Source organism: Paenibacillus sp. USDA918EY (genome assembly GCF_009870825.1).
GTDB classification, from domain to species: Bacteria; Bacillota; Bacilli; order Paenibacillales; family Paenibacillaceae; genus Paenibacillus_AQ; species Paenibacillus_AQ albilobatus.
In genome coordinates this window covers 1-13998 of the sequence record NZ_WTWY01000004.1, presented here as the reverse complement: position 1 = coordinate 13998, position 13998 = coordinate 1, and the positions used below count along the sequence as shown (strand labels likewise).

The 13998-nt window shown below is 53.1% G+C and carries 17 protein-coding genes and 1 tRNA gene; 6 read left to right on the top strand and 12 right to left on the bottom strand.

Annotation, left to right across the window (positions count from 1 at the left end; translation table 11 throughout):
- Positions 1 to 53 precede the first annotated feature (53 nt).
- Both GQY55_RS10010 and aroA read right to left on the bottom strand, forming a co-directional pair.
- The gene (locus GQY55_RS10010) at positions 54 to 494 is read right to left on the bottom strand and encodes a CoA-binding protein (RefSeq protein WP_160040842.1); all 441 of its coding nucleotides are present in this window, start codon (positions 492 to 494) and stop codon (positions 54 to 56) included.
- A 62-nt stretch (positions 495 to 556) separates the two neighbouring features.
- Positions 557 to 1849 carry a 3-phosphoshikimate 1-carboxyvinyltransferase gene (aroA, locus tag GQY55_RS10005; RefSeq protein ID WP_160040840.1) on the bottom strand — a complete coding sequence of 431 codons (1293 nt, stop codon included), beginning with the start codon at positions 1847 to 1849 and terminating at the stop codon, positions 557 to 559.
- A gap of 258 nt (positions 1850 to 2107) precedes the next feature.
- Between aroA and GQY55_RS10000 the strand changes: the two genes are divergently transcribed.
- A complete protein-coding gene (locus GQY55_RS10000) occupies positions 2108 to 2413 on the top strand; it encodes a rhodanese-like domain-containing protein (protein WP_160040838.1) in 306 nt (101 codons plus the stop codon).
- 213 nt (positions 2414 to 2626) lie between these two features.
- Here the strand turns inward: GQY55_RS10000 and GQY55_RS09995 are convergent, their stop codons facing one another.
- On the bottom strand, positions 2627 to 3169 hold the full coding sequence (locus GQY55_RS09995) for a shikimate kinase (RefSeq protein ID WP_160040836.1): 543 nt from the start codon (positions 3167 to 3169) through the stop codon (positions 2627 to 2629).
- Positions 3170 to 3477: 308 nt separating this feature from the next.
- Here GQY55_RS09995 and GQY55_RS09990 point away from each other — a divergent pair, with 308 nt between their 5' ends.
- A complete protein-coding gene (locus GQY55_RS09990) occupies positions 3478 to 3759 on the top strand; it encodes a hypothetical protein (protein WP_236575524.1) in 282 nt (93 codons plus the stop codon).
- A gap of 15 nt (positions 3760 to 3774) precedes the next feature.
- Here GQY55_RS09990 and gndA read toward each other — a convergent pair whose 3' ends face one another.
- Together gndA and GQY55_RS09980 are read right to left on the bottom strand one after the other, a co-directional pair.
- Positions 3775 to 5187: an NADP-dependent phosphogluconate dehydrogenase gene (gene gndA / locus GQY55_RS09985; protein WP_160040832.1), complete on the bottom strand. Its 1413-nt coding sequence runs from the start codon at positions 5185 to 5187 to the stop codon at positions 3775 to 3777.
- 210 nt (positions 5188 to 5397) lie between these two features.
- On the bottom strand, positions 5398 to 5994 hold the full coding sequence (locus GQY55_RS09980) for a hypothetical protein (protein ID WP_160040830.1): 597 nt from the start codon (positions 5992 to 5994) through the stop codon (positions 5398 to 5400).
- 272 nt (positions 5995 to 6266) lie between these two features.
- Here GQY55_RS09980 and GQY55_RS09975 point away from each other — a divergent pair, with 272 nt between their 5' ends.
- Positions 6267 to 6890 carry a DUF1054 domain-containing protein gene (locus GQY55_RS09975; RefSeq protein WP_160040828.1) on the top strand — a complete coding sequence of 208 codons (624 nt, stop codon included), beginning with the start codon at positions 6267 to 6269 and terminating at the stop codon, positions 6888 to 6890.
- Positions 6891 to 7066: 176 nt separating this feature from the next.
- Here the strand turns inward: GQY55_RS09975 and GQY55_RS09970 are convergent, their stop codons facing one another.
- Positions 7067 to 8362 carry an MFS transporter gene (locus GQY55_RS09970; protein ID WP_160040826.1) on the bottom strand — a complete coding sequence of 432 codons (1296 nt, stop codon included), beginning with the start codon at positions 8360 to 8362 and terminating at the stop codon, positions 7067 to 7069.
- A gap of 194 nt (positions 8363 to 8556) precedes the next feature.
- Between GQY55_RS09970 and GQY55_RS09965 the strand changes: the two genes are divergently transcribed.
- Complete coding sequence (locus GQY55_RS09965) at positions 8557 to 10032, top strand: aminotransferase class I/II-fold pyridoxal phosphate-dependent enzyme (protein WP_160040824.1); 1476 nt, start codon at positions 8557 to 8559, stop codon at positions 10030 to 10032.
- A 79-nt stretch (positions 10033 to 10111) separates the two neighbouring features.
- Here the strand turns inward: GQY55_RS09965 and GQY55_RS09960 are convergent, their stop codons facing one another.
- The 3 genes from GQY55_RS09960 to GQY55_RS09950 all read right to left on the bottom strand — a co-directional run bounded on the left by GQY55_RS09960 (position 10112) and on the right by GQY55_RS09950 (position 11460).
- Entirely contained in the window at positions 10112 to 10426 is a 315-nt protein-coding gene (locus GQY55_RS09960) for a DUF1292 domain-containing protein (RefSeq protein ID WP_160040822.1), read from the bottom strand.
- 94 nt (positions 10427 to 10520) lie between these two features.
- Entirely contained in the window at positions 10521 to 11078 is a 558-nt protein-coding gene (locus GQY55_RS09955; RefSeq protein WP_160040820.1) for a copper amine oxidase, read from the bottom strand.
- Positions 11079 to 11271: 193 nt separating this feature from the next.
- On the bottom strand, positions 11272 to 11460 hold the full coding sequence (locus tag GQY55_RS09950) for a hypothetical protein (protein WP_160040818.1): 189 nt from the start codon (positions 11458 to 11460) through the stop codon (positions 11272 to 11274).
- Between the two features lie 112 nt (positions 11461 to 11572).
- On the opposite strand from GQY55_RS09950, the gene GQY55_RS09945 reads away from it, so the two are divergent.
- Entirely contained in the window at positions 11573 to 12310 is a 738-nt protein-coding gene (locus tag GQY55_RS09945) for an MBL fold metallo-hydrolase (protein ID WP_160040816.1), read from the top strand.
- Positions 12311 to 12437: 127 nt separating this feature from the next.
- On the opposite strand, the gene GQY55_RS09940 is transcribed toward GQY55_RS09945, so the two are convergent.
- The 3 genes from GQY55_RS09940 to GQY55_RS09930 all read right to left on the bottom strand — a co-directional run bounded on the left by GQY55_RS09940 (position 12438) and on the right by GQY55_RS09930 (position 13674).
- Positions 12438 to 12677, bottom strand: a complete 240-nt coding sequence (locus GQY55_RS09940; protein WP_160040814.1) for a DUF3892 domain-containing protein — start codon at positions 12675 to 12677, stop codon at positions 12438 to 12440.
- An 82-nt stretch (positions 12678 to 12759) separates the two neighbouring features.
- On the bottom strand, positions 12760 to 13206 hold the full coding sequence (locus GQY55_RS09935) for a GNAT family N-acetyltransferase (RefSeq protein ID WP_160040812.1): 447 nt from the start codon (positions 13204 to 13206) through the stop codon (positions 12760 to 12762).
- 291 nt (positions 13207 to 13497) lie between these two features.
- Positions 13498 to 13674 carry a hypothetical protein gene (locus GQY55_RS09930; protein ID WP_160040810.1) on the bottom strand — a complete coding sequence of 59 codons (177 nt, stop codon included), beginning with the start codon at positions 13672 to 13674 and terminating at the stop codon, positions 13498 to 13500.
- Positions 13675 to 13922: 248 nt separating this feature from the next.
- On the opposite strand from GQY55_RS09930, the gene GQY55_RS09925 reads away from it, so the two are divergent.
- Positions 13923 to 13995, top strand: a tRNA-Val gene (locus GQY55_RS09925).
- Positions 13996 to 13998 lie beyond the last annotated feature (3 nt).

Below are 13998 nucleotides of genomic sequence, written 5' to 3'. Positions count from 1 at the left end.
CACAAAAACATCCCCGGGGAAGCTTCGCTCCCCGGAGATGTTTAGCCTGCCGGTTACCGGTGACCGGAACGGTCCGGCTGCGTAACCGCCTCTTCCACCTTGATGCAGCGGTCCATGATCACTCTCATGCCGTTTTCTTGAGCGATCGCCGCAGCCTCGTCGCTGACGATGCCGAGCTGAAGCCACAGCACGTTCGCATGAATTTCAGCGGCCTCCCTGGCCACGTCCGCGCAATATTTGCTCCGGCGGAACACGTTCACGATATCGACCGGCTCGGGGATCTCTTTCAGCGATGCGTAGCAGGTTTCGCCCAAAATATGCTTTCCCGCCGCATTCGGGTTGACCGGGATGATCCGGTAGCCGCGGTTTTGCATCGCCTCGGCGATCATATAGGAGGTCCGGTCCGGTTTGTCGGACAATCCTACGACCGCTATGTTCCCGGCCTGCTCCAAAATCACCTTGATTTCGTCGCGCGTCGGATTTTCGAATGCCATGTTCGATCCCTTCTTCCTTATTATATGAACTTCATGATATGAGCTTATGATAATCCGCTATTTTATTTTACCCATTCAACCTGCGCTCCAAGCGCCTTCATATGCTCAAAAAACTGCGGATAGGATTTGGCGACGTGATGCGCGTCCTTAATCGTGATCGGCTGTTTGGCGCGCAGCCCGACGATCGTCAGCGCCATAATGACGCGATGGTCGTAATGGGCGTTGATCTCCACGCCGCCTTCGACGCCTTCCGGACGCCCGTGGACGATAATTTCGGCTTGTCGCTCCTCCACGTTCGCCCCGGCTTTGCGAAGCTCCGCCAAATAATCGGTGATCCGGTCGCATTCCTTGTAACGAAGGTTCTCCACGTTATAGAAACGCGACGTTCCTTCCGCAAACACGGCGGCCGCCACCATCGCCAGCACCGCGTCGGTCGCAGCATCGCCGTCGAACTCGACCGCTTTCAGCTTCCCGTTGCCCTTGACGTGCACCTCGTCATGTTCATGCGTCAGCGGCGCTTCCATCATGCGCAGCACGTCTACGACGGCCCGCTCCCCTTGCTTGCTTTCCACCGGCAGGCGTTTGACGAGCACGTCGGATTCCGTCACCACGGCGGCGGCGAGAACGGCTGCCGAGCCCGGATAGTCGCCCTGGACCGTGTACGTTTTCGCCTGGTAGGATTGGCTGCCCGGGACGCGGAACCGCATGTAATCGTCGCTCGCATGAATGACGATGCCCGCCTGCTCCAGCACCTCCAGCGTCTGGCCGACAACGACCTTCGATTTCAGGTCGCCGGTCACTTCGATTTCGCTGTCTTCCGCAAGCAGCGGCGTCAAAAACAAAAGCGCGCTCAAATATTGCGAGCTGACCGAGCCGGAGACTTGAATGCGGCCGCCTTTCGGCCGTCCGCCGCGAATCCGGATCGGCAGGCGGCCGTCGTTATGCTCCACCTCAACCCCCATTTGCTCCAGCGCTACAATCAGGTCGTCGTGCGGACGTTTGCCGAGCGAATCCGGATATGTATTCACGAACGTCACGTCCGGGCAAAGCGAAGCGATGCCCATCAAAAATCGGAGAACGGCTCCCGCATTGCCGACGTTCAGTTCTTTCACGTCCCGCGGATGGCGGCCGAAGCCCGTAATGACCGCTTTTTCCTCGTCTTCGACAAGCACGGCTCCCAAATCCTGAATGCAGCGGCGCATCGCGTCGCTGTCCTCGCTATGAGCCGGAAAATATACCGTGCTGGTCCCTTCGGCCAAGGCCGCGACCAGCAAATAACGCGTCGTATAGTTTTTGGAGGAAAGCGCTCCGATTTCCCCCTGTAACCGCGGAGTCGGTTTAACGATCAAATCCATATGCCCCATGTCTCCTTCTCGAATAAGTTCACGCTTCAGCCGGAATGCAAGTGCGATTTGACAGCCCGTTTAAAGCTTGGTTATCATTAATATAATTACATAAGGGATCTTGCAAAAATCCGAAACAAGCGGCTTTCAAGCATGGGAGCATTCGAAGGAACGGACCGCATTTTGTCCGCATCTTGTTTCCCTTAACCGACTGAATCGGAAATTTTTGCGAAGTCCAAAATAACGACAACTGAAAAGAGGTTATTGCATATGACGTCCATTCGTGAAATAGAACCGTCCGAATTGAGACGGCGCCTTCTTGCCGGGGAAACGCTCCAGATGATCGACGTCCGCGAGGATGACGAAGTCGCGCAGGGCATGATCAGCGGAGCGAAACATATCCCGCTCGGGCAAATTCCGGACCGCCTGGATGAAATACCGAAGGAAGGCGAAGTCATCATGATTTGCCGCAGCGGCGGCCGCAGCATGAGAGCATGTCAATATCTGCAGCAGTTTGGCATCGAATGCGTCAACATGACGGGCGGCATGCTCCAATGGAACGAAGACGAAGCTTAATGACTTGACGAAAGCGGCAGGCCTGATAAGGGCTTGCCGTTTTTTTTAGATATAAGAAGCGAATTCCTTCCCTATATCTCAAGGAAAATCCCCGCAAAGTGCGGCCTGTCTTCTGTCAAAATACGCCGATAGACGTTTTCCTTATGTTTCCCGGTTTTCTTGCGAATGCCCGTCCCTTAAATCCTCTTTTATACTATCTTAACACAAAACGGCTTAGACGCGGTAATGCGTTAAAATTTTCAACGCCACTTCATCGGCGCCGAGACGGCTCGTGTCCACCGTGCAGTGGGCAAACCTGTAGGCGTCCTTGCGCTCTTTCAAAATCGTCCGGACCCGCTCCTCCGCGTCGCCGGCGAGCAGCGGCCGGTTGGCGTCGCCTTTTACCCGGTTTACGATTGCTTCCGCATCGGCCGTGAGGGCGACCACGAATCCGCCTTGCAGCATAAGGTCGCGGTTTTCTTCGCGCAAAACGCAGCCGCCGCCGGTGGCCACGACCTTGCTGCCGTCCTGCGCCAATATTTTGCGCAAAACGCCGGTTTCCGCCTTGCGGAAATAAGGCTCCCCGTGAAGCTCGAACATTTCGGGAATCGTCATGCCTTCTTCGGCCACGATGGCCGCATCCAAATCGACCAGCGAATATCCGAGCTTCTTCGCCAAAATGTCGCCGACCGTCGACTTCCCTGTCCCCATCATTCCGATCAATATGATGTTTCGTTTCGTCTGGCTCAATCCTGCACCCCATTTGCTTCCTGTCATTCTCAAGCTTTTTCATATCATAACACAGGCCAAAAAGTTTCGACAATCTCGCAAAACCATTCGGTCTTCCTTCGCCTGGTTATCCCGCATATGCCCGCTAATATACCCTGAATTGCCGCTGCTGCACGGATGGGAAGCCCGATCCATAGCTGGATCCATCGGCAGTCTATTTTTTGCCAGTCTAGCATATACATTCTATGGACTATAAATACGACGACTAGCGATGCGATTTTCAGGAAAAAATCGGAGTATCGTAAGGAGTGGAAGCATCCGTCATGCCAGAATCCCGTTCCCATTCGCCAGAAACGTTGTCAAGAATCAAAAAAATTGCCGACCCGCGCCATATCCTTTGCCGGGAGGATATGTTATGGGTTTTGCATTACGTGCAACAAAAAGTGGCTCAAGGAGAACCAGCGCTGCTGGAGCTCCCCAAGCCACGATTATTGCAAAATTTCCAGTTCTTCGGCGAAGCCGCGCTTTTGCTGCTGGACCGCTCCGCGGCAGGCCATGCGCAAGACGAGCGGATCCGGATCTGCCTTCGGGAGGCGATGCACGGGCTTGTCCCGCCGGCTTCCGGCGAACGGTCCTAACGGCTCACGCTCCTCTTATTCCTGGATCCAGTTGTGATGGAAGACGCCTTCCTTGTCGACGCGTTTGAACGTATGCGCGCCGAAGTAATCGCGCTGCGCCTGCAGCAGGTTCGCAGGAAGTCTTTCGGTGCGGTAGCTGTCGAAATAAGCCAGCGCGCTCGAGAAGCCCGGCACCGGAATGCCGCGGCCAACGGCAGCGGACACCGTTTGGCGCCATGCGTCTTGATAGTTCTCGATGATGTCTTTGAAGAACGGATCAAGAAGCAGATTTTTGAGCCCCGGATTTTTTTCGTAAGCGTCCGTGATGTTTTGCAGGAAGCGGGAACGGATGATGCAGCCTCCGCGCCAGATTCTTGCCAGGTCGCCGTATTTCAAATCCCAGCCGTATTCGTCGGAAGCGACGCGAAGTTGGGCGAACCCTTGGGCATAGGATACGATTTTGCTGGCGAACAGCGCCTTGCGCACGTTTTCGATGAATTCGGCTTTGTCGCCCTGGAACGGCGCCGCTTTTGGACCGCTCAGGATTTTGCTTGCTTCGACGCGTTCTTCCTTCATGGCGGACAGGAAGCGGGAGAATACCGATTCGGTAATCATGGACAGCGGAACCCCGAGATCCAAGGAGCTTTGGCTTGTCCATTTTCCGGTTCCTTTTTGGCCGGCGGCGTCAAGGATGACGTCGACCATCGGTTTGCCCGTGTCTTCATCTTTATGCGAGAAGATGTCGGCGGTAATTTCGATCAGGTAGCTGTCAAGCTCCCCTTTGTTCCACTCGCTGAAAATTTGGTGCAGCTCCTCCGCGCCGAGACCCAGCGCATCCTTCAGCAGATGGTAGGCTTCGCAGATCAGCTGCATGTCGCCATACTCGATGCCGTTATGCACCATTTTGACGTAATGGCCGGCGCCGTCCGGACCAATGTATGTACAGCAAGGCTCGCCGTTCACTTTGGCGGAAATCGATGTCAGGATCGGCTCGACCAGCTCATAAGCGCTTTTTGGTCCGCCAGGCATGATCGATGGTCCTTTAAGAGCCCCTTCTTCACCGCCGGAAACCCCTGCGCCGATAAAGCGGAAGCCTTTTTCTTCAAGCATTTTGCTGCGGCGCTGCGTATCCGGGAAATAAGCGTTGCCGCCGTCGATAATGATGTCGCCCTCGTCCAGAAGCGGAATCAATTGCTCGATGGTAGCGTCCGTCGCTTTGCCGGCTTGTACCATGATCAAAATTTTGCGCGGTTTCTCGAGCGACTCGACAAACTCTTCCATGGAGAAAGTGCCCGTCAGTTTTTTCCCTTTCGCTTCTTCGAGAAGGGCCTCGGTTTTTTCCGGGGAACGGTTGAATACGGAAACGGTAAAACCTCTGCTTTCAATGTTGAGAGCCAAGTTTTTGCCCATGACGGCAAGGCCAATAACACCGATTTGTTGCTTCGACATATGGTCCTCCATCCTTTACTTGTTTTTTTAGGGAAAAATTTAGAATAAGCCTATTTTAGCGTGTTTACGCGCCAAAGTGAACCCCACGATTTAAAACATCTCGTGACAAAACACCCCGCTTGCCGGCAGAGGTGCTTCCGTCACTTGCTTTTATTTTGCTTCATATCATCCCCGACCATCCGGAACATCGGATCCATCCCGACGAAAACGTCACCATTCAAGCATAAGCAGCTGTTTGGACATTTCGGCCAGCTTTTGGCGGCTAAGCTCCGCTTTTTCCTCATCCCCGTTTTGCAGCGCCTCATGAAGCCGTTCGAGCTCATCATCCACTTCCAGCCGCAGCAGAAGCAGGCGCATTTCGCCTTCCTTCGAGAAATAGAGCTTCGATATCTCTTGCTCTGTCATGAACGGCCCCTTTTGATACAGCACCCTTTGCTGGTATCCGGATATTTCAACCAAACGGATGACTTCGCCGAATAAAATGCTTTCCACCAGGATCTGGCGGTCCTTGAACCTTTTGACCACCGCATGGCCCCGCGTATCCTCGATCAGCTTCTCCATCCACTCCGCCAGTTTGGCGTCGCGGATGACGTAATCCCCAACCATTTTGTAGCCGTTTTTTGTCCGGTTAAACCGCAGCTTGACAAGTTTGCGCCCCGTTCTGACGGAAACGATGAACAACGATTCGTTTTCGCTCCAGTACAGGGAATATCCCTCCTGTATCAATTCCTTAATCAGGTCCTGAATATGCCGCCGGTTAAACCGAAGCTCCAGATTGCAATACTCCACTTCATAGCTCTTGTTCACGGCACTCCCTCCTTCAGTTTTGGACCGCCTTTGACGAACAACCTGCGACTTTAGGATTATGCATGACTTTGCGTTGCGGGAAAGGGTGAATGTTTTAACGTCCCGGGTACGTTGAAAAAAGGTTTTGTTCTATTTTATACTTTATCTTATGTAAGGGTAACTTGGTTTATTGACTATTTTTACCCGCCTCCCGCCTCTGCCAAACAGGCAGCTGAGCGTGCGCGGCCAGGTTAAAATAAACGTCACATCCATCGTACTAGAGGAGGCGCAACATGCCGTTTGAAGGATTCCGATCCAAGGATTTTGAAGTTTTTACCGTGCCCGGGCTCGAACCCCGGATGGAAGCTTTGATCGCAAACGTCAGACCGAAGCTCGAGGAGCTGGGGCGGGAAATGACTCCGTTCCTGTCGGCGCTGTGCGGCGAAGAAATGTTCCCCCATGTGGCCAAACACGCCCGCCGCACCATCAATCCGCCCAATGACACTTGGGTAGCCTGGGCGGCCAGCAAAAGGGGATACAAAGCGCTGCCCCATTTTCAGGTCGGGATGTTCGAATCCCATCTGTTCATCATTTTTGCCGTCATTTACGAAAGCCAAAACAAGGTGGTTTTCGCGAAGCATCTCGAAAAGAACCGCAGCAAAGTGAAAAAAAGCTTGCCGGACCATTTCTATTGGTCTATGGACCATATGGATCCGGGCTTCACGCCCCATGCGGAGATGAGCGCAAAAGACTTCTCGCAGATGGCGGAAAGGCTGGAAAAAGTAAAAAAAGCCGAAGTGCTTTGCGGCCTTCGCATCCCGAAAGGCGAAGCGGTGCTGGAAAACGGACCGGAGCTGGTCTCCCTGATCCAATCCACCTTCGAGACGCTGCTTCCCCTGTACAAAATGGCGTTTTAGCCGTTTAACTAACACGTGGTGCCTTGGCTTCGAAGCTGATTCAGGTACTTTGCGGGGAGCCCCGAAATTTGCAACGCTGCAATGTTAAAAAAGCTGCAGTCCGTTCGCGGCGAATCGCCGGAACGGATGCAGCTTTTGTTGTTTTCCAAGCATTGGCTACCTGGGTCATGGCGCGTTCAAGAGACTTGGAGTGCGGCCTTCATTCGCCGCGAGAGGATAAGGTGGATCACGAAAAGCAATGCCATCACGATCGCGCTGGCCAAAAATGGCGACGAATGCCCCAGCCTGTCCCACAGCTGGCCGGACACGATCGGCCCCACGACCATTCCCGACCCTTGCAGCGTAAGGAAAAATCCCCATACCGCCCCGCGCTCGCCTTTGGGAACCAGCTGCGACACGAAGGTGTTCCAGCCGGGGAGGATCATCGCGTAGCTGACGCCGACAATGCATACGAAAACAAAAATCAGCGGCAAGGAACGCACCATCGAAAAGACGCTGAGCGAACACGCGGCCAGCAGGAACCCCGTATTCAAAAACGGTCCCGTTCCGAACCGGTCGATGAGCTTGCCGCTCGGAATCAAGGCCAGTACCGTAATTCCTCCCCCGGCGATCAGCAGCAGGCTGTACATGTTCGGCGAAAGGCGGAGCTCGTTTTGCACGTATAACGTGATGACCGGACTTAAAAGCCCGATGACGAACGATTGAAGAAACAGCGCGGGATATACCATCCAGCTCACCTTCAGCGTCGTTCTGACTTCGTGCAGCGTCGCCTTGACGCTTCCGAACAGTTGGACGAGCTTGCCGCCGAAAACCGCCATAAAACCTCTCCCCGCTTCAGCCGCCGATGCGGCCGCCGCATGGAGCGGGATTTTCACTTTTGACGGCAGCATAAGCGCGACAAGCACCAAAATGATGCCGACGCCGATCAGGATCAAAAAAGCGGTATGATAATTTTTTTCTGTCCGGTCCATCAAAAAATTCATGACGATCGGCCCGGAGCCGGTGCCGGCGAGCGAAGCCATTTCCAGCGTCCCCATCGCCTGCCCGTTGCTGCCTCGCGGCCCCGATATTTCCGTCGTCCCCGTCATGGCGGTCGGCCACAGCGGCGACGTGCCCAGCCCGAGAATAAAGCAGGCCAACGATAGCCAAAGCGCCCCCGATAAAAACGCAATCATGCAAACGGCAATAACCGTCATGATTAACGCCCCTGCCATCGTTTTCCGGTACCCAAGCCTTTCCCCGATCCATCCGAACGGGCTCCGAAACAGGTTATCGCCGATATACTGAAGGGAAAACGCGATTCCGATCGTATGGGCCGACAGCCCGAGCGAGTTTTTCATATATACGGGCAATACGGCCACTAGCAGCGATCCTTTCATGAATTCGACCAAAAAGATGATGATAAGCAGTCCTATAAAAAAGGGGGACCGCAGCCGTTGCACGGCGGCAGCCGCTCCCGCTTTCGGCGGCATGTTCTCACTCCTTTATTCCTTGTTGGCGAAATTTCCATTCATAAATCCAGGCATGAAAATGAAGCATATTTATAATGTACCCCATAATCTTTCCATATTTTCACGAGGGAGCAAAATGCGTGCTTGCAATCGCCCCCCATTTTGCTATACTCATCCTTGTAATTTTAACAGATGAAAGGTTGTGACAGCATACGATGGACCATCGCCGTACGCCGCTATTTACCGCTCTGAAGGAGCATGCGGCAAAAAATCCCGTACAGTTTCATATTCCCGGACATAAAAAGGGCATGGGAACCGACGCCGAGTTCAGAGAGTTTATCGGCGACAACGCCCTATCCATAGATTTGATCAACATTGCGCCGCTGGATGACCTGCACCAGCCGACCGGCGTCATCGAAGAATCGCAAAAGCTTGCCGCCGACGCCTTCGGCGCGGATTATACTTATTTTAGCGTGCAGGGGACAAGCGGCGCCATCATGACGATGATCCTGTCCGTATGCTCGCCGGGAGAAAAAATCATCGTCCCCCGCAACATTCACAAATCGGTCATGTCCGCCATCATTTTTTCGGGCGCCAAACCGGTATTCGTCTCCCCGGCCCGCGACGAGAATCTGGGCATCGACCACGGCATCACGACCAAATCCGTACAGCGCGCCCTGGACCGCCATCCGGATGCGAAAGCGGTGCTCGTCATCAATCCGACGTACTTTGGCGTTTGCGCCAACCTGAAGGAAATCGTCGACCTGGCCCATAGCCGCCATGTGCCCGTCCTCGTGGACGAAGCTCACGGCGTGCTCATCCATTTCCATGAGGATTTGCCGATGTCGGCGATGGAAGCCGGCGCGGACATGGCCGCCACAAGCGTCCACAAGCTTGGGGGCTCCATGACGCAAAGCTCGGTGCTGAATCTGAACACGAAAAACGGTTACGTCAACCCGCAGCGCGTGCAGACGATCATCAGCATGCTGACGACCACCTCGACCTCGTACCTGCTGCTGGCATCGCTGGACACGTCCCGGCGCAATTTGGCGATCAACGGCCACGACATGGCGCAAAAAACGATTGAGCTCGCGCAAAAAGCCCGCCGCAGCATCAACGAAATCGACGGCTTGTACTGCTTCGGGGACGAAATCCTCGGAGGGGAAGCCACGTTCGATTACGATCCGACCAAGCTGACCATCCATGTCCGCCATTTGGGCATTACCGGTTACGAAACGGAAAACTGGCTGCGCGATCATTTCAACATCGAAGTCGAGCTGAGCGATATGTACAACATCCTTTGCCTGGTCACGCCGGGCGACAACGAGGAGACGGTTTCGATCCTGCTTGAAGCTCTCCGCAAGCTGTCGGAAACGTATTACAACGTCAACACGGCCAATGAACTGATCGTCAAAATTCCGGAAATTCCCCAGCTCTCCCTCATTCCAAGGGATGCTTTCTACGGGGACACGGAAGTGATTCCGTTCAAGGAATCCGCCGGCCGGATCATCGCCGAGTTCATTTATGTCTATCCTCCGGGAATTCCGATCCTGCTTCCGGGCGAAGTCATTTCCCAGGACAACATCGATTACATCGTGGATCATGTGGATGTCGGCCTTCCCGTCAAAGGACCTGAGGACCGCTATATCCAAAACGTCAAGGTCATCGTCGAAACCGATCCGATCTTCTAATCCGAAAAGGAAACAAAATAACCCGGTACCGCTTATCGCGGTGCCGGGTTTCTTTACGTTCGGGGCGCTTCGCGAAGAATCAGTCTTCCAGCTGGGCAACGAGCTCGTTGTAAGCCGCTTCCACAGCATTCCATTCTTCTTCGTCTTCAATATTGTAAAGCATCATCTCATCGTTTTCTTCTTCCACGCGCAGAATGATGCCGTCAGCTTCCGGATTTTCACGCTCGAGCAGCAATGCGTACAAATTCTCGCCAACGTCAAACGTTTCGACAAGAACCATCTCTACATCGTTTCCTTGCTCATCGGTCAGCGTCAAAACAAATTCTTCATGCTCATGATCGTGATCATGGTCATGGCCGCATGCATCGCCGTGCTCATGTGTGTGATCGCTCATTACAAAAACCTCGCTTTAGGTTATATAGTCATACCTTCGTATCGTATCACGCCGGAAGGCTCTGGTCAATTTATCCTATTCCAAAAAGGGGTTTTTAATTCAGAGCGGTGATCACTTTTTCGGCAACCAGTTCGTAATCGGCGTTTTTGGAAGCTTTTATGTAAAATCCAACCTTGTATTTGCCGGCCACCTTAAAGTCGTATGTAAAATCGTATGTGCGGAACCAAAAATTGTCCTTTTGGCCGCTGCCGAGATCCTGCGACTGGATGTCCTTCACGTTGCCCGACGGATCGGTGATGGCGACTTTGACGGAAGACACGTTCTCCGAAAGGCTGTCCACTTGGCAAAATACGTTGAATTTCAGCTTGCCTTTATTGACATTGCCGAACACCGTATCGCCTTTGAACAGGAAAATATGCACATTCGGCTTAATGAATTTCACCTGGTTGGAATCGCCGTCGTACGTGACCACACCGTTGAATTCCCTGATAGGGACATAGGTTTTGCCGTCGATGACGTAACCGCCGTCCTGCACTTCCTGGCCGTTGATCCAAACCCGGATCTTCTGGGACACCGAATCCGCGAACATGACGGAGCTGCCCATCAGGGAGAAGGCGAAGACGCATACCAATATCTTTTTCCAGTTTCTCATCCTTTAATTCCCTCCATTTCCTTCATGCTGTTGTATATATATACTAAAAGTAAGTACGCAAGTTGCGGTCCAACCATCCTTTTATCAGGTTAATTTTTCAACTCTGAAATTTCCTAAAAATTGAAATGCGCGTTCTTGGTATCGAAAAAACCTGCGCAATCGCGCAGGTTTGGGTTGTGTTCGTGCAAGGCGTTTATTTCACCTTGGTTAATATGCAAGGAACGCCTTTGCCGACGGCGCCGGGTTCCCTCATGCGTGCCGCATAGGCCATGCCGCGTTCGCAAGGCGTTTTGCAAGCTTCGCATACATCCGACGTGACGAGCCTCATGCCTTTATAAACCTTTTCCCCTTTGGCTTTCGCCGGTTTTTTGCCTTTAACCATGCCCTAAGCCCCCGCTTTCCTAAATGCCTTTGCTGCATTGTATGGAGATGAAAACAAAAGTGGAACTTATGGTATATAATGAATTCTAAACCAACGCGGGAGGTACATTGTTTTGAATTTGGAATTGCAAATGATCGGCACGGGCAGCGCCTTTGCCAAAAACTATTTCAACAACAACGCTTTGCTTCGGGACGGTGCGTTTACGCTTTTGATCGATTGCGGAGTGACCGCTCCGCTTGCGCTGCACCGGCTCGGCAAATCCTTCGAGGACGTGGACGCCGTGCTTATCACCCATATCCACGCGGATCATGTCGGCGGGCTCGAAGAGCTCGGGTTTAAAATGAAGTTCACCTACAAACGAAAAATCAAGTTGTACATTGCCGAGACGTTGACCGAAATCTTGTGGGAGCATACGTTAAAGGGGGGCCTGTATCAGGAAGGGGAAATCACCTGCTTGGAAGATCTGTTCGAGGTTTGCCCGCTTGCGCCGAACAAGCCTTATGACATTTCGGACCATATCCGGTTGGAGCTGATCCCGAACCGGCATATTCCGGGAAAAAACAGCTATTCCCTGTACATAAACGAAAAGCTGTTCTACAGCTCCGACATGGTCTTCGATCCCGAACTGCTGGAGCGATTGGTCGAGCAGCGCGGGTGCCGCATGATCATGCACGACTGCCAGCTTGAAGGTCCGGGCAACGTCCACACGACGCTGACCGAGCTAAGGAGCCTTCCGGAACGCATCCGCGGCATGACTTATTTGATGCATTACGGGGACAACAAAGATGATTTCGTTGGCAAAACGGCCGGCATGACCTTCATGGAGCAGGGGCGCATTTATACGGTTTGAGGCTTCGCAAAACAACCCCCGCAAAGCGCGTCTTCGGCTCCGAAGCGGGTTCGGATGCTTTTCGGGGAGCCCAAAAAAAATCCGGCGCAGGCATGGGGACATGCTTGCACCGGATTTTTGCGTTATCCTATTCAAAGCGGGGCAAATTATCCAAATTGTTTGATGGATCGCCATCCGCGTCGCCGCGGATATACATTTCCCCGTCCCTTCCTTTAAACACGTTCACGCCGGCGATCGCACCGGCCTTGACTTCCTGCATCGCTTCCTCGTAATTGAGGACACGCCCCGACGAGGTTTTGAACGCAGTCAAATCTCCGTCACCGTTTTTTTGCACGGCGATAAAATGTTCACGGCCTGGAGTTCCCATTGTGTCATCGCTCCTTTACAGGTGAGATGCCCAGCTTGCGGGCTTCATTTAGCATCCCCTGTCAAAAGAGCCGTTATTCGCCTTACAGCGATTTTTTCATGCGGACATGGGGAATGCCGGCGTCGTCGAAAGGTTCCTTGGAGATGGTCTCGTAGCCCTGTTTGGCGTAAAAGCCTTCGGCCTGGCACTGCGCATCCAAAATGGAGTAAGCCAGCCCCAGTTCGCGCGCGCGGTTCTCGAGCGCCATCAACAGAATGCGGCCGTACCCTCCTTGGCGATGCTCCTTAAGCACGGCAATCCGCTGCATTTTGGCGGTGTCGTTATTGTAGTAGATCAGCCGCCCGGTGGCGACGTACCCCCCGTCTTCGTTCTGCACCAAAATATGATGCGCGTCTTCGCTGATCGTATCGTGCTCGTCGATCTCAAGATCAAGGGGAACGAGCTGTTCCTCGACAAATACTTTCTTCCGGATGTCCAGAGCTTGCTGCAGCTGTTCCGGCGTCGTCACGGTGATGATTTCGGCAGCCATGATGAAACCTCTCCTTCGTCATTCATTGTTCCGTTTGCCGCTTCCATTTGCGAAAAAGCACGGTTCGATTATTATACAAAAAAATGAATTTCATGTATAGTTAAGCTATAATCACGGAGAGGAGCCGAAAGGGCGATATGGGGATGGGGTTCACGATCTTTCTTTGCGCGGTAATGTCTGCCGTATTGATCTATTCTTTTATTTACGTGACGAAAAAAGGATATTCCCGCAAATGGGATGAAGAATAAAGAGAGGCAGCGGCGGCTGCCTCTCTTGCACTTGGTCGCATGATCATGGTGGGGTGATTTCGCCTTTGGAGTACACGTCTGCCGGGACCGACCGGTTGTAGATATCTTTCATCACCGGGGAGCCGTCGCCGCTGTTCGCGCTGGACTGGCCCGCCGAACAGCCGGAAAGCCAAACGATCAGGCAGCAGCCCCAAATTTTGTACCGCCATGTTTTCGGCATGGTATGCCACTCCTTTAGCCGGTTTACTCACTTATACAACCTTTTTGCCCGTTTCGAAACGCCAACGGCCTGAAACAGGCTTTATCGCTCATTGTTCCCGGATCATGCGGCGAAGTATTCGTTCATTCCAAAAAAATAGTAGTCTAATATGCCTTCCGGATCGCCGGAAGGGTCGCTGTTTTATATTTTTCAAAAAAATGTTGACACTTAAATCGCAGCCTGATATTATATTAATTGTTCTCCGATACGATCTGCTAGCTCAGCTGGGAGAGCACCATCTTGACAGGGTGGGGGTCAGTGGTTCGAGCCCACTGCAGATCATCA

Bases quoted from the DNA above. Each gene is read 5' to 3' on its own strand.
- GQY55_RS09960 (WP_160040822.1), bottom strand. From the start codon at position 10,426: ATGAGCGATCACACACATGAGCACGGCGATGCATGCGGCCATGACCAT.
- GQY55_RS09995 (WP_160040836.1), bottom strand. From the start codon at position 3,169: ATGACAGGAAGCAAATGGGGTGCAGGATTGAGCCAGACGAAACGAAAC.
- GQY55_RS09930 (WP_160040810.1), bottom strand. From the start codon at position 13,674: ATGCCGAAAACATGGCGGTACAAAATTTGGGGCTGCTGCCTGATCGTT.
- GQY55_RS09950 (WP_160040818.1), bottom strand. From the start codon at position 11,460: ATGGTTAAAGGCAAAAAACCGGCGAAAGCCAAAGGGGAAAAGGTTTAT.
- GQY55_RS09940 (WP_160040814.1), bottom strand. From the start codon at position 12,677: ATGGGAACTCCAGGCCGTGAACATTTTATCGCCGTGCAAAAAAACGGT.
- GQY55_RS10000 (WP_160040838.1), top strand. From the start codon at position 2,108: ATGACGTCCATTCGTGAAATAGAACCGTCCGAATTGAGACGGCGCCTT.
- GQY55_RS09970 (WP_160040826.1), bottom strand. From the start codon at position 8,362: ATGCCGCCGAAAGCGGGAGCGGCTGCCGCCGTGCAACGGCTGCGGTCC.
- GQY55_RS09955 (WP_160040820.1), bottom strand. From the start codon at position 11,078: ATGAGAAACTGGAAAAAGATATTGGTATGCGTCTTCGCCTTCTCCCTG.
- gndA (WP_160040832.1), bottom strand. From the start codon at position 5,187: ATGTCGAAGCAACAAATCGGTGTTATTGGCCTTGCCGTCATGGGCAAA.
- aroA (WP_160040840.1), bottom strand. From the start codon at position 1,849: ATGGATTTGATCGTTAAACCGACTCCGCGGTTACAGGGGGAAATCGGA.
- GQY55_RS09965 (WP_160040824.1), top strand. From the start codon at position 8,557: ATGGACCATCGCCGTACGCCGCTATTTACCGCTCTGAAGGAGCATGCG.
- GQY55_RS09975 (WP_160040828.1), top strand. From the start codon at position 6,267: ATGCCGTTTGAAGGATTCCGATCCAAGGATTTTGAAGTTTTTACCGTG.
- GQY55_RS09935 (WP_160040812.1), bottom strand. From the start codon at position 13,206: ATGGCTGCCGAAATCATCACCGTGACGACGCCGGAACAGCTGCAGCAA.
- GQY55_RS10010 (WP_160040842.1), bottom strand. From the start codon at position 494: ATGGCATTCGAAAATCCGACGCGCGACGAAATCAAGGTGATTTTGGAG.